Genomic DNA, 22,146 nt, shown 5'->3' on the forward strand with positions numbered 1-22,146 from the left:
GGCGCGGTTGTCTCGCGCGCGCCATCCGCTAGAGCGATGCCGGACGGGCGACAAGCGGGAGCAAGCGTGGACGGGCGGGCGGCGGTGGGATCGGAATGGACGGTGCGGCGCGGCGACCCCGCCGAGCCCGCGGTCGCCGCGCTGCTGGCGGAGCATGTCGCGGACCAGCGCGCCGGCACGCCCGCCGGCTTCTCCTTCGCGCTTGACGGCGCGCAGCTCGCCCGGCCCGATATCATGCTGCTGTCCGCCTGGGACGGCGACGCGCTCGCCGCCGTGGGCGCGCTCAAGCGGATCGACGCCGACTTCGGCGAGGTGAAGTCGATACGCGCCGCGGAGGCGTATCGCGGCCGCGGCGCCGGCTATGCGGTGCTCACCGCGATCATCGCCGCGGCGCGCGCGCAGGGTTTGACCCGACTCTGTCTCGAGACCGGCACCACCCCCGCCCATGACGCCGCGCTGGCGCTGTACCGCCGCGCCGGCTTTGCGCCCTGCCTCGCCTTCGCGGACTATCGCCCCAGCCCGCACAACCAGTTTTTCGCACTCGCCCTCTGAAGGAGTCTGCCCCATGCCCACGCTCGTCCTGATCCGTCACGGCCAGTCCGCCTGGAACCTCGAGAATCGCTTCACCGGCTGGTGGGACGTCGACGTCACCGAGCAGGGCGCCGCCGAGGCGCGCGCCGCGGGCGAGTTGATGGCCGCCAAGGGTCTCGACTTTGACCAGACCTTCACCTCGCTCCAGACGCGCGCGATCAAGACGCTCGACCTCGCGCTGGAAGCGATGGGGCGGCTGTGGCTGCCGGTGGAGAAGGACTGGCGGCTCAACGAGCGTCATTACGGCGGGCTGACCGGGCTCAACAAGGCCGAGACCGCGGCCAAGCACGGCGACGAGCAGGTCCATGTCTGGCGCCGCAGCTTCGACGTGCCGCCGCCGCCGATGGAGGCGGGCAGCGCGTTCGACCTCTCCGCCGACCGCCGCTACGCCGGGATCGCCATTCCCGCCACCGAGAGCCTCAAGGACACGATCGCGCGCGTGCTGCCTTATTGGGAGGAGCGGATCGCGCCCGCGCTGCGCGAGGGTCAGCGCGTGCTGATCTCGGCGCACGGCAACTCGCTGCGCGCGCTGGTGAAGCACCTTTCGAACATCCCCGACGACGCGATCACCGGGCTGGAGATCCCCACCGGCCAGCCGATCGTCTATGAACTCGATCAGCAGCTGGCGGCGACCGACCGTTATTATCTCAACGAGCGCTGAATCTCAGGGCCGTCAGCCCGCAACAACAAGCATCGTGTAAACACCTTCGGCAATCCTTCTGAACCCGGGTCGATTCCACAAAGAGTGGGCGACCCGGACAGGATAGTCGTGCGCACTTCATAAAAAGGAAGCGACGGCCGGTGCGGCCTATCGCGCCGGTGCCGTCGCAACGTAGGGGCGCGCGCCACTGCGTCGCGCCCTTCCTTTTGTGAGGAGCAAAAACAAAATGAAAGGGTTCGCACGATTACTCGCTTATGCCGTGGCGCTGGCCGCCCCGCTGGCGCCGACCGTCGCCGATGCGGCCAACGTCATCGCGCATCGCGGCGTGTTCCACGACACTGACAGCACGAAAACGCTGCCGGAAAACTCCTATGATGCGGTGGTCCGCGCCTATGACCTGGGCCTCCGCGGCGTTGAGCTCGACCTGCGCCTCGATTCTGACGGCAGCCCGCTGGTCATCCACGATCTGATCGGCAATCGGTCGACCGAGGCCGACAATTACGGCGGCAAGATGAACGCCGTTGAGGTCTCGTTGAAAAACCAGAGCAATGTCAGCGAGGTCCACCTGTCCGAACATGATGATGGATATTGGCGCTCGAAGAAGCTCAAGTCCTATGGGCGCAATGCCGATATGTTCTATCCCAGCCTGAGCGGCGATCTGGCGCATGTTCAAAGCCTTTATTCGATGTTCAAGGCGCTGCAGGACAACCGCCCGGAGATCCTGTCGAGCAGCAACTTCATGATCATCCTCGACATCCAGAGCCCGAGCCTGTTCGACAAAGCCGCCAAGGAAGTCCGCGGGTTCAAGCTGCAGAACGTGGTGTACCTCAAGTTTTTCGTCAGCAAGGGACTGTGGAACGATCCGAAGTTCGTTGACAAGTCGACCACGTGCTACACCTACGAGAAGAACAACAATCTCCTCGGCCTAAAGATCATTCCCCAGATCAACGATGGCGAGCTCGACTTCGAGGAGAATGACGAAGGCGGCATCAAGGCCTTCCAGACCACGTTGAAGATCAACGACTATCTCGATTGTTTCGCTGCGGCGGAAAAGGGCCACCAGGACGCCGCAAAGATGCCGATCATCAGCGCCAGCGTGCCCGCCAACAACAGCAAGGCCACCACCGCCGCTTATGACGCCTTCCAATGGGCGCGCAACAACAAGCGCGAGACGATGGCGATCATCCCCAATCCGGATGCCGGGCGAAAGGTCGGCGGCGTCTGCAAATTGTATCAGTTCCGCTCGGACAGCAACGCCGCCGCGAGCTTCAACACCGACGCACGCACGGCGAAAACCTCGCTCGCCGAAATGAGCAAGGTCGAATATATCGTCTGGGACGTGATGGGTGACGTAAAGAACAAGACCTATTATACGAGCGCGAAGACGTTCGACGATAATCTCTGTTGATGTTCAGGGCGGTCCGAGCATCGTGTCGGGCCGCCCGCCCTTTCGCTCAGCTCGAGAGACAATGGCTCGATGATTGACCTGCCTTCCCGGCCGCTGTTGCGGCTGATCGGTCTGCTCGCCGCAACGCTCATCCTTGCTGCGCTCGCTTATGGCCTGCGCCTTCATGTCGTTGGCGACGCGCCGGCGCAGGACCGTGGCATCGTCGTCGTGCCGGCGACGCCGCAGGCACATGCCATTGCACCGGCCGCGCCGGCGCCGGCGAGCCCGGTCGCGTCACCGGTAGCGCCTGTGTCCGCCACACCGCCCCCGAGCGCTGCCGATCTCGAGGCCATGGCGCTGCAGGACGAAGCCGAGGACCGCGCCAGGAGCCACGCCCGCATGATCGAACGCGCCGCTGCCCGCGGTGTAACGCCGGCCGATGCCGGGGTGAACTGACGGCGGGCATCGGCGGGGCGGAGCATGGCTCCCCGACGATCCGCCCTTCGTATGCAGCGCGGACGCCGCGACGCCGCAGTCTCGCCGCGCAGCATCGCGGCAAGGCCCGTCTGCTACGCCGGGTTGCGCGCCATCGCGTGACGGCGGCTCGCGGCGGCTAAGCCGCACAGCCGCCCGCGCCTCAAGCGTTCAGATACGACCACACCTGCGAGATCACCACCGACCCCTCGCCCACCGACGAGGCGACCCGCTTCACCGATCCCGCGCGCACGTCCCCCACCGCGAACACCCCTGCGCACGAGGTGGCGTAGGACGAGTCGCCCCCCGCCGCGCGTCCGGTCAGCACGAAACCCTTGTCGTCCAGCCTGACCAGATCCGCCAGCCAGGCGGTGTTGGGCGCGGCGCCGACCATCACGAAGGCGGCGCAGCTGTCGACCACCCGCTCGACACCGTGCTGGCGGATCGTCACCGCCTCCAGCGTGTCGCCACCGTGCACCGCCACCATCTCGGCACCATAGTCGATCGAGATCGCGGGATCGGCCTCGAGCCGGCTCGTCAGATAGTGCGACATCGAGGTGGCGAGCGAGCCGCCGCGCACCAGCAGCCGGACATGGCGTGCCACGCGGCTGAGGTACATCGCCGCCTGCCCGGCCGAATTGCCGCCACCAATCACGATCGCCTCGGCGTCACGGCAGAAGCGCGCCTCGTTCTCGGTCGCGGCATAATAGATGCCGCTGCCTTCGAACTCCGCGAGGCGCTCGATCGGCAGCCGGCGATATTGCACCCCGGTCGCCACCACCACGGCGCGCGCGCGGACGCGCTGGCCGTTGTCGAACGTGGCGCAGAACTGACCGTCGTCGAGCCGATCGAGCGCGGCGACGCGCAGCGGCATCGCGAAGCGTGTGCCGAACTTCATCGCCTGCACCTCGCCGCGCCACACCAGGTCCGCGCCCGAGATGCCGGTGGGGAACCCCATGTAATTTTCGATCCGGCTCGACGTGCCCGCCTGACCGCCGATCGCGGTGTCCTCCACCACCAGCGCACCCAGTCCTTCGGCGCCGGCATAGACCCCTGCGGCGGTGCCCGCGGGGCCGGCACCGACCACCAGCACGTCCACCGCCTCGTCATCGACGAATTCACGGCTGAGCCCGAGCAGCCGCGCCACCTTCTCGGGGGTGGGGTCGGTGACGACGCGGTCGCGCCCGAAGATCACCGCGGGACGGTCGACGTCCACCGCGCAGCTCGTCGCCACGGTCGCCGCTTCGGCGGTGCCGAGCTTGTGGCTGGTGTAGGGGATGCGGTTGCGCGCGGCGAAGTCGGCGACGCGGCGCACGTCCCGGTCCTGCTCCTCGCCGAGCAGCACCAGCGAGCTGTCGTGCGACTCGAGCTGGCGGCGCCGCCGCGCCGCCAGCACGGTGATGATGATGTCCGACATTTCAGGCACGTGCGCCATCAGCTCGAGCATCCGCGCGCGCGGCACCTCGACGACGCGCGTGGCACGGGCGGCGCGCATCGCCATCGACCAGCTGCCGCCGCTCAGGAACGCGATCTCGGCCATGAACTGGGTCGGCCCCAGCGTCGAGGGCAAATGGCGCGCGCCGGTGAAGCTGTTGACCACCTCGATCTCGCCGTCCTCGACGTAGACGAAGCTCTCGACCGGATCGCCGGGATGGACGAGATAGGTGCCCGCGGCATAGTTGCGCTCGGTCCCCGCGGCGCGGATGGCGGCGACATGCTCGGGCTGGAGCGGCACGCGCTGCATCTCGCGCAGGTCGCGCCCGATCGTTTCCATGGTCTGCCCTCCGCCGCGCCGGTCCCCGTCGTGCCATGATGACGGGGGCTCCCGATCGCCGCAACGGGTCGGCTGCGACAATCGCGCGACAAGTTGGCAACAAACCGCCATTCGCGCGCATCACGCCGGCGCTAACCGCAATGCAGATCGATGCGAGACCCCGACGTGCCCGCCACCGCCACCCCCTCTGCCGCCATCGACGCGCTGGCCGCCAACGCGCTGCTCGATCGCGAGCTGCGCCGCGTCCGCCGTGTCGCCACGATGCTGCACGATCGCCGGTCGGTGTGCGAGCTCGCCGCTTATGAGCGCGAGCTCGAGGCGCAGCTCGCGCGCACCAGCCGCGCGGCGGACCTGCTCGACACCACGCTGCGCCGGCTCGGCTGAGCGCGGCGGCGCGCGATCAGCCGGCGCCGACGCGACGCGCCAGCCCGTCGATCGGCACGTCGTGGAGGCGGCGGAAGCGGGCCTCGATCAGCCCGAACAGCCCGAACGCGGCGAGCCCCAGCGCAACCAGCACGTCGAGCGGGCTCTCGAGCCACGCCAGCACCTCCGCCATGCCGCGCGCCTCGCTCGCGCGCGCGTTCATCCCCGCGCTCAGCAAGAACCAGCCGCTCACCAGGAACACCGCGCCGCGGGCGGCGTAACCGGCGCGTCCGCTCCACCGTGCCCATGCCTGCTGCGCCACCGCGGGATCGAGATAGCGCAGGAAGCTGGCCTTGGCCGCCTTCACCAGCTGCACCACCCCGACCAAGGCGAGCAGCACGCCGCCCAGCATCACCAGCCACCCGCCGCCGGGCAGGGCCAGCGCGCTGCGCGCGCCGTCCTGCGCGCCGTTGCCCGCCTGCGCCACGCCCTGCATCAGCCGCACCGCCTGCCACGCCAGAAACAGATGGGTCGCGCCGCTCGCCGCGGCGCCGACCCGCTCCGCCGCCGCATGCCGATCGCTGCCGTGCCGCTCGATATCGAGCGCGGCATCGGCGAGCCGCCACAGGCCATAGCCGAGCAGCCCCGCCGCCATCACGCCGAGCGCGATCTGCCCGCCGCCCGCGCCGAGATAGGCCAGGGCGCCCGCGGGATCCTCGGCGCGGCCCGTGCGCAGGATCAGGAAGGCGATCACGAGATAGAGCAGGCCGCGCACGGCGAAGCCGATCCGCGTCAGCGTGGTCAGTCGTGCGCTCGCCGTCATCATCGGGTCTCCTGCTTCCCGGCGCTAACGGAACGCCGACCCACTCGTTCCGCGCGCGCCACGATCGCGCCGAGCCACCCAGCCGAGCGAGCACCGGCAAACCAATAACTTAGGTCGCGCAGCGTTAACCGAATCGCGATGCTCGCCGGCTATCGCAGTGGGAAGGAGCAGCCTGTGCCCGGACGCGATCTTTCCCCTTCCTCACGCTTCGGCCCGCGCTTCATCGCCGCGGTGGTCGCTCCCGTGCTGCTGCTCGCGCTCGGGCTGACCGGCTTCGCCGTGTCGGCGCTGCGTTCCGCGGCGGCGCAGGCGGATCGCGTCTCGGTGACGCGGCAGGAACAGGAGGTACGGCTCGCGGTTGACGCCGCGCTGGACGAACTGGCGCAGAGCCAGGTCGGTGTCGCGATCTGGACCCCGCTGGCGGTCGAGCTGCAGCGGCCGCGGCCAAACTGGGACTGGGTCGACGGCAATGTCGGCACCTGGCTCAACTATGTCTTCGCGCACGACAGCGACGCGCTCCTCGACCCCGACGGCACGCCGCGCTGGATGATGCGCGACGGCATCCGCAGCGCACCCGCTTCCTTCGCGCGATTCGCCACCGCCGCCGCGCCGCTGATCCGCGCGGTGCGCGGCCATGGTCGCGTTGCCCCCAACTCGCACGAGCGCCTGCCCGGCTACCGCCTGCCCGCCGGCTCGACCGTGCGCACCTCGCCGCGCGCGCATCACGCCACCGATCTGGTCACGATCGACGGCCGCGCCGCGATCATGAGCGCGATGCGGATCATCCCCGAGGGCGGGGTCGCGCTGACGTCGCCCGGGCGCGAACCGCTGCTGGTGAGCGTGCGCTTTCTCGACACCGGCTTCGTCAAGCAACTGGCGCGGGTCCAGCTGGTCGCCGGCGCGCGGATAAGCGCCACGCCGCAGGGCGGTCCGCGCGAGCAGGCGCTGCGCTTGGTCTCCAGCCGCGGCCAGCGGGTCGGCTACCTGCTGTGGCGCCCCGATCGCCCCGGCGCGGCGGTGTGGCGCACGATGGCGCCGAGCGCGGCCGCCGCGCTGGTGGCACTGCTCGCCACGCTCGCCGCGCTGATCGCCAGCGTCGCCAAGCTGACGCGCAGCGACGCGCGCTCGCTCGCCCGGCTCAACGCGGCGCATCTCGCGCTTCAGGCGAAGGAGGCGCAGGCGCACCATCTCGCCTATCACGACACGCTGACCGGCCAGCCCAACCGCGCCGCGTTCAACCAGGCCGGCGACCAGCTGCTCGCCGGTGCGGGCGGGGATGCAGGCGTGGTGAGCGCCGTGCTGCTGATCGATCTCGACCGGTTCAAGCAGGTCAATGACACGCTCGGCCATCTCGGCGGCGATCAGCTGATCCAGCTGGTGGCCAAGCGGCTCCAGGCGATCGTCGGGGCGGGCGACCTGGTGGCGCGGCTCGGCGGCGACGAGTTCGCGGTGCTGCTCGCCGGCCGCGCGGACGAGGCGGCGGTCGGCGCGGTCGCCGGCGCGATGGTGGCGGCGCTGCGCGAGCCCTTCACCGTGCTCGGCACGCACGTGTTCATCGGCGCCAGCATCGGCATCGCCTGCCACCCGCGATGCAGCGGCGACCGCGCGGAGCTGATGCGGATGGCCGACATCGCGATGTACCGCGCCAAGGCGGACGGCCGCGACGGATTCCGCTTCTTCACCGAGGACATGGACGAGAGCGTCAAGACGCGGCGCGCGATCGAGCAGGATTTGCGTCGCGCCATCGCCGACCGGCGCGACCTGATGGTGCATTACCAGCCGCGCATGAACGCGCCGGGCACGCGGGTGATCGGGCTGGAGGCGCTGGTGCGGTGGCACCATCCCGAGCGCGGGCTGCTGCTGCCCGACGCCTTTATCGCGATCGCGGAGGAGACCGGGCTGATCCGCGAGCTCGGCGCCTGGGTGTTGCGTGACGCCTGCGCGGTGGCGCGGGCCTGGCCGGCGCTGTCGATCGCGGTGAACCTGTCGCCGGTGCAGTTCCGCGTGCGCGGCATGGCGGAGGAGCTGATCGACATCGTCCGGCGTGCCGGTGCGCGCGCACAGCAGATCGAGCTGGAGGTCACCGAGAGCATCCTGCTCGACGACGACGAGACGGTGCGCGCCGCACTGGCCACGCTGCGTGGCGCGGGGTTCAGCATCGCGCTCGACGATTTCGGCACCGGCTATTCCAGCCTTGGCTATCTCAGCAAGTTCGAGGTCGACAAGATCAAGATCGACCAGAGCTTCACCAGCCGCCTGGGCGAGAATGGCGACGCCGCCGCGATCATCCAGGCGGTCGTGCGGCTCGGCCATGCGATGGGGCTGGCGGTGAGCGCGGAGGGTGTCGAAACGCGTGAGCAGCGCGCCTTCCTCGAACATGCCGGGTGCAACGAGCTGCAGGGCTTCCTGTTCTCCGCGGCGGTACCGGCCCAGTCGCTGCCGGCGCTGCTGCGGCGCGCGGAGCAGGCGGCCTGAGCCGCCACGTCGCGCCCGCGACCGGACCGGCAGCGGAACAAAGCCGGGGTTCGGGCGATTATCGTGCCCAATTCGTGAACGACGAAGAGGGGAATGCCATGAAGAAGTTCGTCACCGTTATCGCCGCCGCCGGGCTGGTTTCGCTCGCCGCGTGCAACTCGAGCCCGCGCGAGCAGGCCGCCGACAATATCGAGGCGAATGCCGACGCGATCGCGGACAATCTCGAGGACGCCGCGGACAACGCGACCACCGACAATGCCGAGGACGCGCTGGAGAACCAGGCGGACGCGGTGCGCGGCGCCGGCGAGAACAAGGCGGACGATATGCGCACCCACGACGCCGACACCAACCTGTCCAACGGGATCTGAGCGACGGGGCACGGGTGAAGCGGGACGGGCGCCGTCCAGCTCACCCGTGCCGGCGCGTCACAGCGTCGGCGCTTTCCCGACGCGCCGCCCGGGCCTGGTAGCGTGCTTCCGCGCAGGCGGGAGCCCAGAGCCACGAGCGGTAACATTGTTGATCCCTGACTCCAGCGTTCGGCGTACGCTGGTGGTTCTAACGAGGGGCTTCAAACGCTAGCGCGGGCTCCACCCCGGCGCAGCGAGTTCGAACCCGGCGAAATCGAATCCCGGCGCCACGACGCAGCTCACCAGCGCCCAGCCGTCAGCCGCCTCCGCTGCCTGCCACGCGCCGGCCGGGACGAGCACCTGCGGCAACTCGCCCGAGGCGACCGCGGCGCCAAGCCGCACCGGCGCCTCCCGATCGATCGTCAGCGTCAACGGCGATCCCGCATGCCATAGCCATAGCTCAGCGGCATCGACGCGGTGCCAGTGCGAGCGCTCTCCCGCTCCCAGCAGGAACAGGATCGCGGTCATGCGCGAGCGTCCGTCCGGACCGTCGGGCAGCCGCAGCGTCTCGCGATAATGTCCGCCTTCGGGGTGCGGGCGAAGGTCGAGCTGGCGGATCAGTTCGTGCGACATGCCGTGTAGCCCAGCCGAGTGCGGCGGCGGCGTCAATGCCCGAGCGAGCCCGGCGGCGCAGCTCACCGTGCGCGGCCACGCAGCCGCCGCAAAGCGGCTCACGCCAGGAAGGGCGCAGCGATCTCCGGGCGGATGCGAAGGAGCCGGCCCGAGGCGCGGTCGAGCAGCGCCCAGGTGGTGACACCTTCGACCCGCACGCGCCCGTCCGCACCCCGAAAGCGGACATGGCGGTCGAAGCGTGCGCCGCGTGGCGCGTCGGGCACCCAGGTCTCGCCCGTCACCCGCTCGCCCAGCGCCAGATTGCCGCGATAGTCGATCTCGTGCCGCGTCACGACCCAGATATAGGCGGCCTGCTGGTCGGCGGGTGCCACCGCGGCCCAATGCGCCACCGCCAGCTCCTGGATCCAGCGCACCCACACGGCATTGTTGACGTGGCCGAGCTCGTCGATGTCGGCGGGCTGCGCGGTGAAGTCGCGGCGGAACGGGGTCATTTGCGGCGGCTCCGGATGCGGTGGATCAGCGCGATCGCCAGCCCGAGCGATACCACGCTCCCGGCCAGCCACCATAGCCGGGTATCGTGGCGCAACCGCCCGACCGCGGCCTCGAACGCATCGCCGAAGACGAAGCCGATGGTGGTGAAGGTGACCGCCCACACGATCGCCGACGCCGCGTTGACCGCGGCATAGAGCCGCGGCGAGATGCCTGCGGTGCCGATCGCGATCGGGCTGATCGTGCGCAGTCCGTAGAGAAAGCGGAAGGTGAAGATGAAGCCGATGGGATAGCGCTGCAGCGCCACCATTGCCTTGGCGAAGGCGGGGCGCTCGCGCGCGGCGGCGACCCAGCGATGGTCGCGGAAGCGCCGTCCGGCATAGAAATAGGCCTGGTCGGCGGTAAACGAGCCCGCCGCCGCCGCGGCCATCGCGCCGGCGAGCGGGAACATGTCCTGATGCGCCAGCAGCCCGCCCGCGATCACCGCGGCCTCGCCCTCCAGCGCGGCGCCGGCGAACACCGCCGCCAGCCCATATTGCTCGACGATCGCCTCGATCGTCACGAGGCGCGGGGCCGGTCGCGCCTCATGACTCGACCCCCAGCTGCCACAGCACGAAGGCGTGTTCTTCCGCCGCCTCGCGCAGGCTCTCGAACCGTCCCGACTTGCCGCCGTGGCCTGCGCCCATGTTGGTCTTGAGCAGCAGCAGGTTATCGTCGGTCTTCGTCGCGCGCAGCTTGGCGGCCCATTTGGCCGGCTCCCAATAGGTCACGCGCGGGTCGTTGAGCCCGCCCGAGATGAACAACGGCGGATAGGCCTGGGCGCGGACATTGTCATACGGGCTGTAGCCGCGGATGAGGTGAAAAGCGGCTTCGTCCTCGATCGGATTGCCCCACTCGGGCCACTCGCCCGGCGTGAGCGGCAGCGTCTCGTCGAGCATCGTGTTGAGCACGTCGACGAAGGGCACGTCGGCGATCACCGCGCCCCACAGCTCGGGGTCGGAGTTGACCACCGCGCCCATCAGCTCGCCGCCGGCCGAGCGCCCCGCGATCGCGATCCGGCCTTCGCTGGTCCACCCGCCCGCGATCAGCCCGCGCGCCACGTCGACGAAGTCGGTGAAGGTGTTGGCGCGCTTCTCGAGCTTGCCGTCGTGATACCATTGCTGGCCGAGATCGTCGCCGCCACGGATATGCGCGATGGCATAAGCGAAGCCGCGGTCGAGCAGCGACAGCCGCCCGGTCGAGAAGCCCGGCGGGATGGCGTGGCCGTAAGCACCATAGGCATAGAGGAACAGCGGGCGCGAGCCGTCGCGCGGGAAGTCGCGCGGGTAGACGATCGAAACCGGCACCTCGGTGCCGTCGCGCGCGCTGATCTTGAGCCGCTCGGTGGCGTAGCGCGCGCCGTCATAGCCCGAGGGGATCTCCTGCACCTTGAGCACGGTGAGCGCACCGCTCGCCACGTCATAATCGTAGACCGTGCCCGGCGTGACCATCGACTCATAGCCAAGCCGCAGCACCTGCGTGTCATATTCCGGATTGTCGCCGATCCCCGCGGTGTAGCTGGCCTCGGGGAAGGCGATGCGGCGCGGCGCGGCGGCGGGGTCGTAGGAGTGGATCTCGATCTGGTCGAGCCCGTCCTCGCGCCCCTCGATGACGAGATAGTCGCGGAAACAGTCCACCCCGGTCATGTAGAAATGCGCGCTGGGCGCGATCCGCTCGGTCCACTCGCCGGGCGCGCTGATCGGCGCGGTGACCAGGCGCCACATCGGATCGGTGTCGTTGGTGTGGATGAAGAGCGTGTCGCCATGCGTGTCGACATCATATTCGCGCCCCTCCTGCCGCGGCGCGACCAGGATCGGCGTGGCGAAGGGATCGCTCGCGGGGAGCAGCCGCACCTCGCTGGTGACATGGTCGCCGGCCGAGATCACGATCCAGCGGCGGTCGCTCGTCTCGCCCACCGCGACGCGATAGCCCTCATCGTCCTCGTGATAGAGTTCGACGTCGTCTTTCGGATCGGTGCCGAGGCGGTGGAAGCGCGCGTTGTCGGTGCGCCATTCCTTGTTGGCGAGCCCGTAGAGGAAGCCGCTGTCGTCGGCGCTCCACACGATGTCGGAGAGCATGCCGGGGATCGTGTCCGCCAGCAGCGCGCCGCTGGTCAGATCCTTGACGTGGATCGTGAACCGCTCCGAGCCATTGTCGTCGATCGCATAAGCGAGCTTCGTCGCGTCGTTCGAGATGGCGAAAGCGCCGAGTCGGAAATACTCCTTGCCCTCGGCCAGCGCGGGTTCGTCGAGCAGCAGCTCGTCCGCCCCGCCGGCGACGGGCTTGCGCCACCATTTGCGATACTGGCCACCGGTCTCGAACGCCGTCCAGTAGAGATAGTCGCCGTCCCGCTGGGGAACGCTCGATTCGTCCTCCTTGATGCGCGCCTTCATCTCTTCGTAGAGCCGGTCGACCAGCGCCTGGTGCGGCGCCATCTGCGCCTCGAAATAGGCGTTCTCGGCCTCGAGATAGGCGAGCACGTCGGGGTCGGTCACCTCCGGATAATGGGGATCCTTGAGCCAGGCGTACGGGTCATCGACGGTGACGCCGTGGCGCGTGAAGGAATGCGCGCGCGTCGCGGCGACCGGGGGAGTGAGCGTCATCACCCGTTACCTAAGGTGTGCGCGGAGGAGCGGCAACATCGCGTGGCGGCTTACCGCGTCCCCGGCGTCGAAGAGGATCGCGTTCAGCCCTCGAAGCCGAAGCGCTCCACCCAGGGCTGCAGGATCGGCAGCACCGGCGCGAGCTGCTCAGCGTAGCGGCGCCATTGGCCGCGTCCGTCGAACAGTCCGCGGCGCACCTGGATGGCGCTGGCGGTCCGCACCCCGCGGCGCTGCGCGGTGCGGTCGAAGCGGGTGAACGCGTCGGTCCATGGTATCCCGATGAAGGTGGCCATCGCACGCACCGTCGGCTCGAAATCGGTGACGAGCCGGTCGTAGCGTACCTCGTGGAAGGCCAGCGGGAGCGTGGAGCGGGCGCGCTCGGTCAGCGTCATCAGCGCATCATAGTGCCGCGCCGCCTCCTCCAGGTCGCTGAAACACCATGCCGCCGGGCTCGGGGTGAAGTTGATGCGGAAGCAGCTCAGCACCACGTCGCGCGGGTCGCGTCGCATGATCAGCACCCGCGCTGCCGGGAACAAGGCGGCGATGATCGGCAGCTTGGCGCCATTGAGCGGGTTCATGTCGACGAACGTTCCCGCGGTGGACGCCCCCATGACCGCGACGCGTCGCCAGTAATCCGCGCGCAGCCGATCGCGCAGGACGGGGTCAATCGCGGCGAGGTCGGGCATCGTGCCGTCGTTGCGCACCAGCACGCCGTCGGTGCCCGCGAGCGTGTCGCGCTCCTCCAGCGCGGCGACCCTGGGGGCGCTCGCCAGCACGTTCTCGACCAGCGTCGTGCCGGAGCGCGGATAACCCAGCAGGAAAACGTGGGTCGGCGCCGCGCCGGGGACTTCTCCCGCAGGTGCAGGCGCGCGGGGCGCGTCGAGCTGCGCAGCGATGCGCTCGATGAACGCGCGATGCGACGGTCGCTCGGGCGCGGGCGCCAGCGCGTCGCGGTAGACGTCGCGGAACTGCGCCTGCGCCGCGCGGTAGCAGTCGAACGCCGCCTCGGTGCGATCCTGCCGGTCGAGCGCATCACCCAACAGCGTCAGCGTGCGCGTGCGATCGTCCCCGCGGACACGGTCGAGCAAGGGGCGGAGCCGCTTCTCCGCCGCGGCGCCGTCGCGCGCCTCGATCGCCACCGTCGCGAGCGCCGCGCTGGCGGCGGGCTCGTGCGGGTCGAGCGCGAGCGCGCGCGCAGCATGGTCGCGCGCCTCGTCGGCACGACCGCGCCGCGCCGCGGTGTCCGCGAGTTTGCCGTGCGCGGGCGCGAGCGCGGGGTCGCGCCTCAGCGCCTGACGATAGCTGTCGGCGGCGTCTTCCTCACGTCGCAGCGCGTCGAGCGTATAGCCGCGCTCGAGCCAGGCGGCGGGGTGGCCCGGCGCGGCGGTAACGACGCGGTCGAGCACCGCCAGCGCCTCGTCATAACGTCCTTCCTTGCGCAGCACCGCGCCGATTGCGCCCGCGATCAGCGGGTCGCCTGGCGACAGCGCAAGCGCGCGCCGCAGCAGGTCATGCGCGCCGCGATAATCGCCCGCCTCCTCGCGCCGCCACGCCGCCAAGTTGAGGAACATCGGGTCGATCGCGCCGCCTGCGAGCGCGCGTTCGGCCAGCATCGCGGCATGCGTGACATCGTTCGCCGCGAGCGCGCGCTCGATCGCGCCGCGCGCCGCGGCACCATCACCGCGCGCCTTGCTGCGGCGTCGCACCACCCGGTTTGACATGGCTCGCGGCTCCGTCCTAGCTTCTCCATCGATCCGCATACGATAGAGGACCGACCATGCACAGTATCGCCGCGCTCGCTCTCCTGCTGGCGGCGGCCGCACCGGCGGGGCAGGCCAAGACGCCGGCGGACGCGGCCGAGCGCGCCGCGGACCATGGCGACAAGATGATCTGCAAGCGCTTCGCCAAAACCGGAACGCTGGTCGGCAGCGAGCGCGTCTGCAAGACCAAAGCCGATTGGGAGCGCGAGCGCGACACGCTGCGGGGCACGACCCGGTCGACCGGCTGCCAGATGGCCTCGCTCAACGGCTGCTGAACGTGGTCTCGACGGACGCCGCCGGTCCGAGCAACGGTGCCGGCGGCGCCTGCGCGATCCCGAACGTCACCGCCACCTGCTCGGCCCAGCGTACCACCACTTCGATCTCGCGCGCGTGGAGCGCGGCGGCGTCGTGATGTTCCGCGGCACGCGCAGTCGCGTCGAAGGCGGTGCCGAATTTGGAGTGGCGCGTGAACGCCGGTCCGGCGACGATCGCGTCGAGCGCCGCGCCCTCGAGCGGCAGGCGGTAGAGCGCCGCCAGCGCAGCCAGCGCGTCGCGCGGGCGCGCCATGAGCGTGGCGCTGTCGAGCGTGCGGACGCGCCCGGCGCCGAACCGCGCCGCCACCTCGGCGAACAGCTGTTGCTGCCCGAGCCAGCCGAGCGCGGCGACCTGCAGGTCGGTCAGCGCGAGATACTCGCGCGGCGAATAGCCGAAGCGCGCCAATCCGTCGTCCAGCATGCCGGTGAGCAACGTGCGCACCCACAGCCGGCCCTCCAGCTCTTTCTTGGCTACCGAGCCGAGGAAGGTCGGCAGTGGCGCGTAGAGCAGCAGCGCGGCGCTGTCGGCCCGCAGCGTCAGCAGCGCGGGCGCGAAGGCGTTGGCGATGGTCGAGGGCTTCACCACCACCGCCTCGCCCGGCGCGAACGGCCGCGCCAGCAGCGCCAGCGTGTCGTCGAGCACGCTGGCGAGATCCGGCCCCGGCTCGCCGCGGCGGCGCCAACCGATCAGGTCGTGGAGGACGAACGGCTCCTTCAGCCCCATTGCGGTGCCGGGCAGGTCGAACGCGCGCGCCAGCAACGTCGAGCAGCAGAAAGCGGAGTGGAAGATCCAGTGCAGTGGCGCCGGCGCGGGCGCGGCGGCGCGCGCGGCGGCGCGACGCAGCACCAGCGGGTCGGGCGTGGCGGGCAGATACTCATCGCTGAGGAAAGTGACCGCGCGGTGTGTCTCGCGCCCCACGGGACGGAGATGAAAGGCGTCATGGCCCGGATCGTAGCGGTGCGCGAGCCAGGTCGCGTCGAGCAGGGAGGGCGGAGCCGCGGCCATCGCCGCCGCTGTGCGCCGTCGCGCGCGCGATTGTCCAGCCCGCCGCGATCGTTATGATCCAAGTGATGGATCCAGCGCGACTTCAAGCCATGCTCGCCGCCGCGCTCGACGCGCGCCGCGAAGGGCGCCGCGACGAGGCGGCACGCGGATTCCGCGCGGTGATCGACGCGGGGGTTGAGCACCCGCTTGCGCTCAACGCGCTCGGGGTCGACGCGCTTGCGCGCGGCGACGAGGCCGCGGCGCGCTGGTTCACCCGCGCGATCGCGGCCGATCCCGCCGCCCCCGAGCTGTGGATGAACCTTGCGCGCGCGCATCGCTCACGCGGCGACGCCGCGGCCGAGCGCGCGGCGCTGGAGGGGGCGCTCGCGCTCGACCAGCGCCACTTCATGGCGCTGGTGCGGCTCGCCGAATGGCACGAGCGCGACGGCGACAGCGAGGCGGCCGCGGAACGCTGGGGCCACGTGCTGACCATGGCCGCCGCGCTTGACGAGCGGACCCCGGCGATCGAGACGATGCTCGAGCACGCTCGCGACTATGTCGCGGCGCGCCGCGCCGGCTTTGCCGCGCGGATCGACGGCGCACTGGCTGCCGTGCGTGCGACGCTCTCGCCCGCGGCGCGGCGCCGTACCGACGCCTGCATCGATCATGCGCTCGGGCGCCGGGCGATCTATGCCAATCAGTGCGCCGGGCTGCACTTCCCCTTCCTGCCCGCGGACGAGTTCTTCGCGCGCGAGCATTTTCCGTGGCTGGCGCAGATCGAGGCGGAGACCGCGACGATCCGGGACGAGCTGCTCCAGATGCTCGCGGACGACGGCGACGCGCTGCGCCCCTATGTCGCGATGAAGCCGGGCACCCCGCGCAACAAATGGTCGGCGCTCGACGGCTCGCTGGCTTGGAGCGCGCTGCACTTGTGGAAGGACGGGCGGCGCGACGATTCGGTCTGCGCGCGCGTGCCCCGCACCGCTGCGGCGGTGGCAGCGCTGCCGCTTTCCGACCTGCCGGGGCGCACCCCAACGGTCTTCTTCTCGATCCTGCGTCCAGGTGCGCACCTTCCCGCGCACACCGGGGTGAGCAACGTCCGCTCGATCGTCCACCTGCCGCTGATCGTCCCGCCCGATTGCGGCTTCCGCGTCGGCGGCGAGACTCGCGCCTGGGAAGAAGGCCGCGCCTGGGTGTTCGACGACACGATCGAGCACGAGGCGTGGAACCGCTCCGACCGGCCGCGCGCCATCCTGATCTTCGACGTCTGGAATCCGCACATCGCCGCCGACGAGCGCGCGCTGCTGCGCGCCTTCTACGCCGCCACGGCGGGCACGCCCGAGAGCGACCTCGCCCGGCTCGGCCTCGGGGAATAGCCGCAGCGCCGCCCCGACACGCTGTTCCCGCGACTTCGCAAAGCGATGCGCGGCGTCTAAGCGACCGTTCATGAGCATCGTCACCGCCCCCCGCGCGCGCCCGCGCCTCGCCTATCACCACAGCGCCGGTACCGCGCCGACGATCGTCTTTCTCCCCGGCTACGCCTCGGACATGACCGGCACCAAGGCGCTTGCGCTTGAGGCCTGGGCGGCGGCGCGCGGACAGGCGTTCCTGCGATTCGATTACGGCGGCTGCGGCGCCTCCGAGGGCGCGTTCGAGGACCAGTCGCTGGCGGACTGGCGCGACGACGCGCTGGCGATGATCGATCATGTCGAGGGGCCGGTGGTGCTGGTGGGCTCGTCAATGGGCGGCTGGCTGATGCTGCTCGCCGCGCTGGCGCGCCCGGCGCGGATCGCCGCGCTGGTCGGGATCGCCGCCGCGCCCGACTTTACCGACTGGGGCTTTTCGCAGGACGAGAAACTCTATCTGCTCGAGCACGGCCGGCTCGAGCGACCCAATCCTTATGGTCCCGCACCGACCGTCTACACGCGCCGCTTCTGGCAGTCAGGCGAAGCCAACCGCGTGATGGCGGGCGCGATCGCCTTCGACGGGCCGGTGCGGCTGCTCCACGGCCAGGCCGACGCGGACGTGCCATGGCATCGCAGCGCGCGGCTCGCCGAGCTGATCCGTTCGCCGCACGTTCAGACCTGGCTGGTCAAGGACGGCGACCACCGCCTGTCGCGCGAGGACGATCTTGCGCTGCTGATCCGCGCGGTGGAGGATGTGGTGCCATGATCCCGCTCGCCGCGCTGCTGCTCGTCGCCGCCTCGCAGGCCGCGACGCCGCCTGGCGTGAGCGGCCCGGATCCCACCGCCAGCTGCCGCGCGGAAACGCGGCGTGATCCGGCCGCGGCTGAGGCGCGCGCGCGGCGCGGCGGTGCGGGGCTGCGCGCGTGCCTCGCGCTCGCGCTGGCGGCGCAGGACCGCTACGCCGAGGCCGGCGCCGCCTTCGCCGAGGCGGCGCGCGGCGCCGAGCTGGCGCACGACTCGCACGCCGCCGACTATTGGGCACAGGCGGGCAACGCCTGGCTCGCCGCCGGTGACGCCGCCAAGGCGCGCGGCGCGCTCGACGCCGCGCTGGCAGCGGGGACGCTGGTGGAGCTCCAGCGCGGCGAGGCGCATCTCGATCGCGCCCGCGCGCTGGTGGCGCTGGGCGATGCCGCCGCGGCGCGCGCCGACCTGGATCAGGCGCTGACAACCGCGGGCGACGATCCGCTCGCCTGGCTGCTGTCGGCAACGCTGGCGCGGCGCAGCGGCGACCTGTCGCGCGCACGCGCCGACATCGCGCAGGCGCTGCGCCGCTCCGGCGACGATGCCTCGGTCCAGCTCGAAGCGGGCAACATCGCCGCGGCGGGCGGCGACGCCGATCGCGCCAAGGCGGCGTGGCAGGAGGCGGTGCGGCTCGCCCCGGACGCACCCGCGGGCCAGTCCGCGGCGCAGGCGCTGACCCAGTTCGCCCCATAGCGGCGCCGGCGTGTCCGGCGGTTCCATCGCCGCCGCGCGCCCCCATATCACCCGCCCGGCAAGCCCCACGTTCGCAGGAAAGAGGCGACATGACCCAATATCTCCACACGATGATCCGCGTCAGCGACCCGGACGCGACGATCGCCTTCTTTCGGCTGCTCGGGCTCGAGGAGGTCCGCCGGATGGAGAATCAGGCCGGGCGCTTCACGCTGATCTTCCTCGCCAGCGCCGCGGACGCCGCGATCGGCGATCGCCGCGCCGAGGTGGAACTGACCTACAACTGGCCGGCGGAGGACGGCAGCGCGCCCGAGGTATATACCGGAGGCCGTAATTTCGGCCATCTCGCCTATCGCGTCGACGATATCTACGCCGCGTGCCAGCGCTTCGCCGACGCCGGGGTGACGATCAACCGGCCGCCGCGCGACGGCAACATGGCGTTCGTGAAGACGCCCGACGGAATTTCGATCGAGCTGCTGCAGGCGGGTGAGCCCCTTGCTCCGGCCGAGCCCTGGGCGTCGATGCCCAATACGGGGACGTGGTGATGCTCGAGATCGTCCGCGTGCCGGTGCTGCAGGACAATTACAGCTGGCTGGTCCATGCCAGCGGCGGCGCGGCGGCGGTGGTCGATCCGGGCGAAGCGGCGCCCGTGCTCGCCGCCGCGGCGGAGCGCGGCTGGACCATCGATCAGGTGTGGATCACGCACTGGCATCGCGACCATAGCGGCGGCAGCGCCGCCGTGGCGGCGGCCACCGGCGCGGCGGTGACCGGTCCGGAGGCGGAGCGGGCGCGGATTGACCCGCTCGACCGCGGCGTCCGCGAGGGCGATTCGGTGACGCTCGGCCAGCACCGCGCCACCGTGATCGAGGTGCCGGGCCATACCGCGGGGCATGTCGCGTTCCACTTCGCCGACGATGCGGCGATCTTCACCGGCGACACGCTCTTCGCGCTCGGTTGCGGCCGGCTGTTTGAAGGCACTGCCGCGCAGATGCATGCCAACATGCGCCGCTTCGCCGCGCTGCCGGGAGACACTGCGGTCTATTGCGGTCACGAATATACCCAGAGCAACGGCCGCTTCGCGCTGACGGTCGAGCCGGACAATGCGGCGCTGGTGGCGCGCATGGCGGCGGTGGACCGCGCCCGCGCCGCGGACGAGCCCACCGTGCCCACCACGATCGCGGCCGAACTGGCGACCAACCCGTTCCTGCGCGCGGCGGATGTGGACACGTTCGCGCGGTGGCGCGCGGCGAAGGACTCGTTCTGAGGGGCAGATGCTCCTCGCTCGCGGGGGAAGGGCGGGCGGGCGAGCCGGGAGCACGGGAAAGCCCGCGGGCCGCGCGTTAGCGTGGTGGTCGAGAGGGATTCCCGCACACGCACCTTTTTGCATGCGGAGGCACCCCCTCCACCATCGCTGCGCGATGGTCGCCCTTCCCGCGAGCGGGGACGATTCGCGCGTCCGCTCGCATGTCACGCGCCCCACCCCCTCGCAGGACGCTGCGCGCGACCCCATCTCAGTAGCCATGGACGACGATCTCATTCGCCTCGGCCTGATCGACGAGGACGACATCGTGCTCGACGAGGCCGCCCTGCTCCTCGCGCTGCTCGACCACCCCGACGCCGATCCCGCCCCTGCGCAGGATCTGCTGGAGGCGATCGCGACTCGGCTGGACGTCACCGGCGCCGACGCGGAGACCTCGCTCGAGCGCGCCGGCGCGCTCGCCGAGGTGATCGCTGGCGAGTTCGGCTTCGTCGGCGACAGCGCGAGCTACGACGACCCCGCCAACGCCGATCTGCTCCAGGTGCTCGAGCGCCGCCGCGGCCTGCCGGTGAGCCTGGCGATCCTCTACGTCGCGGCGGCGCGGCGGCTCGGCTGGAGCGCCGACGTGCTCGACGTGCCCGGCCACGTGCTGGTGCTGATCGAGGCCGAGAGCGAGCCGGTGATCGTCGACCCCTTCACCGGCGGCGGACGGGTCGGCGCTGAGCGGCTTTCCGCGCTGCTCGAGGCGGCGCGGCCGGGGCGCGCGGTGACGCATGTCGCGGCCATGCCCAATCGCGCGGTGCTGGTGCGGCTGTTGCAGAACCAGGCCGCGCGCGCCGAGCTGGCGGGCAAGGGCCGCCGCGCGCTCGACCTCTACGAGCGGATGACGGTGTTCGCGCCGGACCAGCCGCACGGCTGGTGGGAGCGCGCCCGGCTGGAGCTGGTCGACGGCGACCATGCCGCCGCGCGCCGCAGCCTCGGCGCGATCCTGGAGATCACCCGCGACGCCGACCTGCGCGGGCGCGTGACCGACCTGCTGGAACAGCTCGGCCCCGAGTGAGGCGGCTCACCCACCCCTGAACGGGAGGGGGCCACCAAGCCATCCCTTTCAGGATCGCTTTGTGGAACGCCCAGGCCGCTCCTCACCAGGTGTCATCCCGGACTTGATCGGGATCCACCGTGCCCGATTTCGAAAGCCTTGCTTGCGCGGAGAAGTGGATCCCGACCAAGTCCGGGATGATGGAAGAGTGTCACGGAGGGATCTTTCCCGGGAGCGAAGATGCGCCGAGGAGACGGTCCGCTCTTAGCGCACCCCCTCCACCACCCGCGTCCATGCAGCGACCTCGTCTTCGGCGCGGCGCTCCACCGTCAGCGCGCCGGTGGTGCCGCGTAGCGGGTCGACCGTCACCACGCCCTCCCACTCCCAGGTGGCGTTGCCGAACAGCGTCACCATCGCGTCCGCGCCGGCGTGCGCGCGCACCATCCCGCCGCGGTTGAGCACGACGAGCTCACGGTCGAACGCCACGCGTCCGGTCAGCCCCGCGGCATAAGTGGAAGCCGCCATCGCGCTGCCGCAGCTGTCGGTGAGGCCGACGCCGCGTTCGAAGGTGCGGACGAACAGCGTGTCCGCCGCGCGCACCTCGACGAACGACACGTTGGCGCGCTGGGGGAGCCAGGCCGGCGCCGCCTCGCATGCCTGCCCCACCGCGACCAGTTCGGCCTCGTCGATCGCGTCGACGAAGGTGACGAGATGCGGATTGGGCATCGCCACCGCGGTGAAGCGCCGCGCGCTCGCCAGCGACGGTACCGGCGCGTCGACGATCCGTGCGGGCGCGTCGCGGAGCGGCCATGCCGCGGCGTCGAGCGAGGCCGGGCCGGCGGTCTCCGCGATCGTGTAGACGCCCGGCGCCAGATCGGCCGCGCGCGCCACCTCCGCGTAGCTGGTCTTGAGCCGCACCGTCGCGCGCTCCAGACCCAGCGCAGCGAAGCCCGCGCGCGCGACGCAGCGCAGCCCGTTGAGACAGGTCTCGGCCTCGCTGCCGTCGCTGTTGAACATCCGCATGCCGAAGGCGGCGCGCGCGTCTCCGGCGGTGAGCAGGAGCAGCCCGTCGCCGCCGACCGGACCGGCGCGATCGGCCAGCGCGCGCGCCACCGCGCCCCAGTCAGTGCCGGCGAGCGCGGCGTCGCGCGCATCGATCAGCGGGAAATCGTTGCCCGAACCATGGCATTTGACGAAGCGCAGCTGCATCGCGCCTATGTGTTCGCGCGGCGCG

At 70.9% G+C, this 22,146-nt stretch carries 23 protein-coding genes; 14 read left to right on the forward strand and 9 right to left on the reverse strand.

The annotated features are described in order from the left end of the window. Positions 1–66: 66 nt before the first annotated feature. The 4 genes from ACMGDM_RS05225 (at position 67) to ACMGDM_RS05240 (ending at position 3,095) form a co-directional block, all read left to right on the forward strand. Positions 67–552: a GNAT family N-acetyltransferase gene (locus ACMGDM_RS05225; protein WP_436803041.1), complete on the forward strand. Its 486-nt coding sequence runs from the start codon at positions 67–69 to the stop codon at positions 550–552. A 13-nt stretch (positions 553–565) separates the two neighbouring features. Beyond that, positions 566–1,252: a 2,3-diphosphoglycerate-dependent phosphoglycerate mutase gene (gene gpmA / locus ACMGDM_RS05230; protein WP_436803042.1), complete on the forward strand. Its 687-nt coding sequence runs from the start codon at positions 566–568 to the stop codon at positions 1,250–1,252. 226 nt (positions 1,253–1,478) lie between these two features. Next, positions 1,479–2,660 (forward strand): glycerophosphodiester phosphodiesterase family protein, encoded by a 1,182-nt coding sequence (locus ACMGDM_RS05235; protein WP_436803043.1) that lies wholly within the window; start codon positions 1,479–1,481, stop codon positions 2,658–2,660. Between the two features lie 69 nt (positions 2,661–2,729). Next, complete coding sequence (locus ACMGDM_RS05240; protein WP_436803044.1) at positions 2,730–3,095, forward strand: hypothetical protein; 366 nt, start codon at positions 2,730–2,732, stop codon at positions 3,093–3,095. Positions 3,096–3,276: 181 nt separating this feature from the next. On the opposite strand, the gene ACMGDM_RS05245 is transcribed toward ACMGDM_RS05240, so the two are convergent. Beyond that, positions 3,277–4,887, reverse strand: coding sequence for an FAD-dependent oxidoreductase (locus tag ACMGDM_RS05245; RefSeq protein WP_436803045.1), 1,611 nt, complete (start codon positions 4,885–4,887; stop codon positions 3,277–3,279). 150 nt (positions 4,888–5,037) lie between these two features. On the opposite strand from ACMGDM_RS05245, the gene ACMGDM_RS05250 reads away from it, so the two are divergent. Beyond that, positions 5,038–5,271 (forward strand): hypothetical protein, encoded by a 234-nt coding sequence (locus ACMGDM_RS05250; protein ID WP_436803046.1) that lies wholly within the window; start codon positions 5,038–5,040, stop codon positions 5,269–5,271. A 16-nt stretch (positions 5,272–5,287) separates the two neighbouring features. Here the strand turns inward: ACMGDM_RS05250 and ACMGDM_RS05255 are convergent, their stop codons facing one another. Further along, a complete protein-coding gene (locus tag ACMGDM_RS05255; protein ID WP_436803047.1) occupies positions 5,288–6,076 on the reverse strand; it encodes a DUF1206 domain-containing protein in 789 nt (262 codons plus the stop codon). Between the two features lie 171 nt (positions 6,077–6,247). Here ACMGDM_RS05255 and ACMGDM_RS05260 point away from each other — a divergent pair, with 171 nt between their 5' ends. Both ACMGDM_RS05260 and ACMGDM_RS05265 read left to right on the forward strand, forming a co-directional pair. Further along, on the forward strand, positions 6,248–8,548 hold the full coding sequence (locus tag ACMGDM_RS05260) for a putative bifunctional diguanylate cyclase/phosphodiesterase (protein ID WP_436803048.1): 2,301 nt from the start codon (positions 6,248–6,250) through the stop codon (positions 8,546–8,548). 98 nt (positions 8,549–8,646) lie between these two features. Beyond that, entirely contained in the window at positions 8,647–8,916 is a 270-nt protein-coding gene (locus ACMGDM_RS05265; RefSeq protein WP_436803049.1) for a hypothetical protein, read from the forward strand. A gap of 207 nt (positions 8,917–9,123) precedes the next feature. Here the strand turns inward: ACMGDM_RS05265 and ACMGDM_RS05270 are convergent, their stop codons facing one another. From ACMGDM_RS05270 to ACMGDM_RS05290, 5 genes are all read right to left on the reverse strand, one after another. Beyond that, positions 9,124–9,528 carry a cupin domain-containing protein gene (locus ACMGDM_RS05270; RefSeq protein ID WP_436803050.1) on the reverse strand — a complete coding sequence of 135 codons (405 nt, stop codon included), beginning with the start codon at positions 9,526–9,528 and terminating at the stop codon, positions 9,124–9,126. Between the two features lie 98 nt (positions 9,529–9,626). Further along, on the reverse strand, positions 9,627–10,019 hold the full coding sequence (locus ACMGDM_RS05275) for an acyl-CoA thioesterase (protein WP_436803051.1): 393 nt from the start codon (positions 10,017–10,019) through the stop codon (positions 9,627–9,629). Continuing rightward, positions 10,016–10,579, reverse strand: coding sequence for a DedA family protein (locus ACMGDM_RS05280; RefSeq protein ID WP_436803052.1), 564 nt, complete (start codon positions 10,577–10,579; stop codon positions 10,016–10,018). The genes ACMGDM_RS05275 and ACMGDM_RS05280 overlap by 4 nt, the downstream gene beginning before the upstream one ends. 22 nt (positions 10,580–10,601) lie before the next feature. Then, positions 10,602–12,659 carry a S9 family peptidase gene (locus tag ACMGDM_RS05285; protein WP_436803053.1) on the reverse strand — a complete coding sequence of 686 codons (2,058 nt, stop codon included), beginning with the start codon at positions 12,657–12,659 and terminating at the stop codon, positions 10,602–10,604. A gap of 83 nt (positions 12,660–12,742) precedes the next feature. Then, positions 12,743–14,380 carry a tetratricopeptide repeat-containing sulfotransferase family protein gene (locus ACMGDM_RS05290; RefSeq protein ID WP_436803054.1) on the reverse strand — a complete coding sequence of 546 codons (1,638 nt, stop codon included), beginning with the start codon at positions 14,378–14,380 and terminating at the stop codon, positions 12,743–12,745. Between the two features lie 56 nt (positions 14,381–14,436). Here ACMGDM_RS05290 and ACMGDM_RS05295 point away from each other — a divergent pair, with 56 nt between their 5' ends. Next, complete coding sequence (locus ACMGDM_RS05295) at positions 14,437–14,694, forward strand: hypothetical protein (RefSeq protein WP_436803055.1); 258 nt, start codon at positions 14,437–14,439, stop codon at positions 14,692–14,694. Here the strand turns inward: ACMGDM_RS05295 and ACMGDM_RS05300 are convergent. Next, positions 14,681–15,739 carry a hypothetical protein gene (locus ACMGDM_RS05300; RefSeq protein WP_436803056.1) on the reverse strand — a complete coding sequence of 353 codons (1,059 nt, stop codon included), beginning with the start codon at positions 15,737–15,739 and terminating at the stop codon, positions 14,681–14,683. The two genes, ACMGDM_RS05295 and ACMGDM_RS05300, sit on opposite strands and share 14 nt — an antisense overlap. A gap of 65 nt (positions 15,740–15,804) precedes the next feature. Here ACMGDM_RS05300 and ACMGDM_RS05305 point away from each other — a divergent pair, with 65 nt between their 5' ends. The 6 genes from ACMGDM_RS05305 to ACMGDM_RS05330 all read left to right on the forward strand — a co-directional run bounded on the left by ACMGDM_RS05305 (position 15,805) and on the right by ACMGDM_RS05330 (position 20,933). Continuing rightward, entirely contained in the window at positions 15,805–17,094 is a 1,290-nt protein-coding gene (locus ACMGDM_RS05305; RefSeq protein ID WP_436803057.1) for an aspartyl/asparaginyl beta-hydroxylase domain-containing protein, read from the forward strand. A gap of 70 nt (positions 17,095–17,164) precedes the next feature. Further along, a complete protein-coding gene (locus ACMGDM_RS05310; RefSeq protein WP_436803058.1) occupies positions 17,165–17,890 on the forward strand; it encodes an alpha/beta fold hydrolase in 726 nt (241 codons plus the stop codon). Then, entirely contained in the window at positions 17,887–18,618 is a 732-nt protein-coding gene (locus ACMGDM_RS05315; protein ID WP_436803059.1) for a tetratricopeptide repeat protein, read from the forward strand. The genes ACMGDM_RS05310 and ACMGDM_RS05315 overlap by 4 nt, the downstream gene beginning before the upstream one ends. An 89-nt stretch (positions 18,619–18,707) precedes the next feature. After that, on the forward strand, positions 18,708–19,160 hold the full coding sequence (locus ACMGDM_RS05320; protein ID WP_436803060.1) for a VOC family protein: 453 nt from the start codon (positions 18,708–18,710) through the stop codon (positions 19,158–19,160). Further along, positions 19,160–19,879: a hydroxyacylglutathione hydrolase gene (gloB, locus tag ACMGDM_RS05325; protein WP_436803061.1), complete on the forward strand. Its 720-nt coding sequence runs from the start codon at positions 19,160–19,162 to the stop codon at positions 19,877–19,879. The genes ACMGDM_RS05320 and gloB overlap by 1 nt, the downstream gene beginning before the upstream one ends. A gap of 256 nt (positions 19,880–20,135) precedes the next feature. Next, positions 20,136–20,933, forward strand: coding sequence for a SirB1 family protein (locus ACMGDM_RS05330; RefSeq protein ID WP_436803062.1), 798 nt, complete (start codon positions 20,136–20,138; stop codon positions 20,931–20,933). A 243-nt stretch (positions 20,934–21,176) separates the two neighbouring features. Here ACMGDM_RS05330 and dapF read toward each other — a convergent pair whose 3' ends face one another. Beyond that, positions 21,177–22,121: a diaminopimelate epimerase gene (dapF, locus tag ACMGDM_RS05335; RefSeq protein WP_436803063.1), complete on the reverse strand. Its 945-nt coding sequence runs from the start codon at positions 22,119–22,121 to the stop codon at positions 21,177–21,179. Positions 22,122–22,146 lie beyond the last annotated feature (25 nt).

The organism is Sphingomonas larreae (assembly GCF_051400595.1).
Classification (GTDB): Bacteria; Pseudomonadota; Alphaproteobacteria; order Sphingomonadales; family Sphingomonadaceae; genus Sphingomonas.

What these genes read in the sequence shown, in the direction of transcription:
- gpmA (WP_436803042.1), top strand. Translation starts at nt 566, where the DNA reads ATGCCCACGCTCGTCCTGATCCGTCACGGCCAGTCCGCCTGGAACCTC.
- ACMGDM_RS05235 (WP_436803043.1), top strand. Translation starts at nt 1,479, where the DNA reads ATGAAAGGGTTCGCACGATTACTCGCTTATGCCGTGGCGCTGGCCGCC.
- ACMGDM_RS05240 (WP_436803044.1), top strand. Translation starts at nt 2,730, where the DNA reads ATGATTGACCTGCCTTCCCGGCCGCTGTTGCGGCTGATCGGTCTGCTC.
- ACMGDM_RS05245 (WP_436803045.1), bottom strand. Translation starts at nt 4,887, where the DNA reads ATGGAAACGATCGGGCGCGACCTGCGCGAGATGCAGCGCGTGCCGCTC.
- ACMGDM_RS05250 (WP_436803046.1), top strand. Translation starts at nt 5,038, where the DNA reads ATGCGAGACCCCGACGTGCCCGCCACCGCCACCCCCTCTGCCGCCATC.
- ACMGDM_RS05255 (WP_436803047.1), bottom strand. Translation starts at nt 6,076, where the DNA reads ATGATGACGGCGAGCGCACGACTGACCACGCTGACGCGGATCGGCTTC.
- ACMGDM_RS05265 (WP_436803049.1), top strand. Translation starts at nt 8,647, where the DNA reads ATGAAGAAGTTCGTCACCGTTATCGCCGCCGCCGGGCTGGTTTCGCTC.
- ACMGDM_RS05270 (WP_436803050.1), bottom strand. Translation starts at nt 9,528, where the DNA reads ATGTCGCACGAACTGATCCGCCAGCTCGACCTTCGCCCGCACCCCGAA.
- ACMGDM_RS05275 (WP_436803051.1), bottom strand. Translation starts at nt 10,019, where the DNA reads ATGACCCCGTTCCGCCGCGACTTCACCGCGCAGCCCGCCGACATCGAC.
- ACMGDM_RS05285 (WP_436803053.1), bottom strand. Translation starts at nt 12,659, where the DNA reads ATGACGCTCACTCCCCCGGTCGCCGCGACGCGCGCGCATTCCTTCACG.
- ACMGDM_RS05290 (WP_436803054.1), bottom strand. Translation starts at nt 14,380, where the DNA reads ATGTCAAACCGGGTGGTGCGACGCCGCAGCAAGGCGCGCGGTGATGGT.
- ACMGDM_RS05295 (WP_436803055.1), top strand. Translation starts at nt 14,437, where the DNA reads ATGCACAGTATCGCCGCGCTCGCTCTCCTGCTGGCGGCGGCCGCACCG.
- ACMGDM_RS05300 (WP_436803056.1), bottom strand. Translation starts at nt 15,739, where the DNA reads ATGGCCGCGGCTCCGCCCTCCCTGCTCGACGCGACCTGGCTCGCGCAC.
- ACMGDM_RS05305 (WP_436803057.1), top strand. Translation starts at nt 15,805, where the DNA reads ATGGATCCAGCGCGACTTCAAGCCATGCTCGCCGCCGCGCTCGACGCG.
- ACMGDM_RS05310 (WP_436803058.1), top strand. Translation starts at nt 17,165, where the DNA reads ATGAGCATCGTCACCGCCCCCCGCGCGCGCCCGCGCCTCGCCTATCAC.
- ACMGDM_RS05315 (WP_436803059.1), top strand. Translation starts at nt 17,887, where the DNA reads ATGATCCCGCTCGCCGCGCTGCTGCTCGTCGCCGCCTCGCAGGCCGCG.
- ACMGDM_RS05320 (WP_436803060.1), top strand. Translation starts at nt 18,708, where the DNA reads ATGACCCAATATCTCCACACGATGATCCGCGTCAGCGACCCGGACGCG.
- gloB (WP_436803061.1), top strand. Translation starts at nt 19,160, where the DNA reads ATGCTCGAGATCGTCCGCGTGCCGGTGCTGCAGGACAATTACAGCTGG.
- ACMGDM_RS05330 (WP_436803062.1), top strand. Translation starts at nt 20,136, where the DNA reads ATGGACGACGATCTCATTCGCCTCGGCCTGATCGACGAGGACGACATC.
- dapF (WP_436803063.1), bottom strand. Translation starts at nt 22,121, where the DNA reads ATGCAGCTGCGCTTCGTCAAATGCCATGGTTCGGGCAACGATTTCCCG.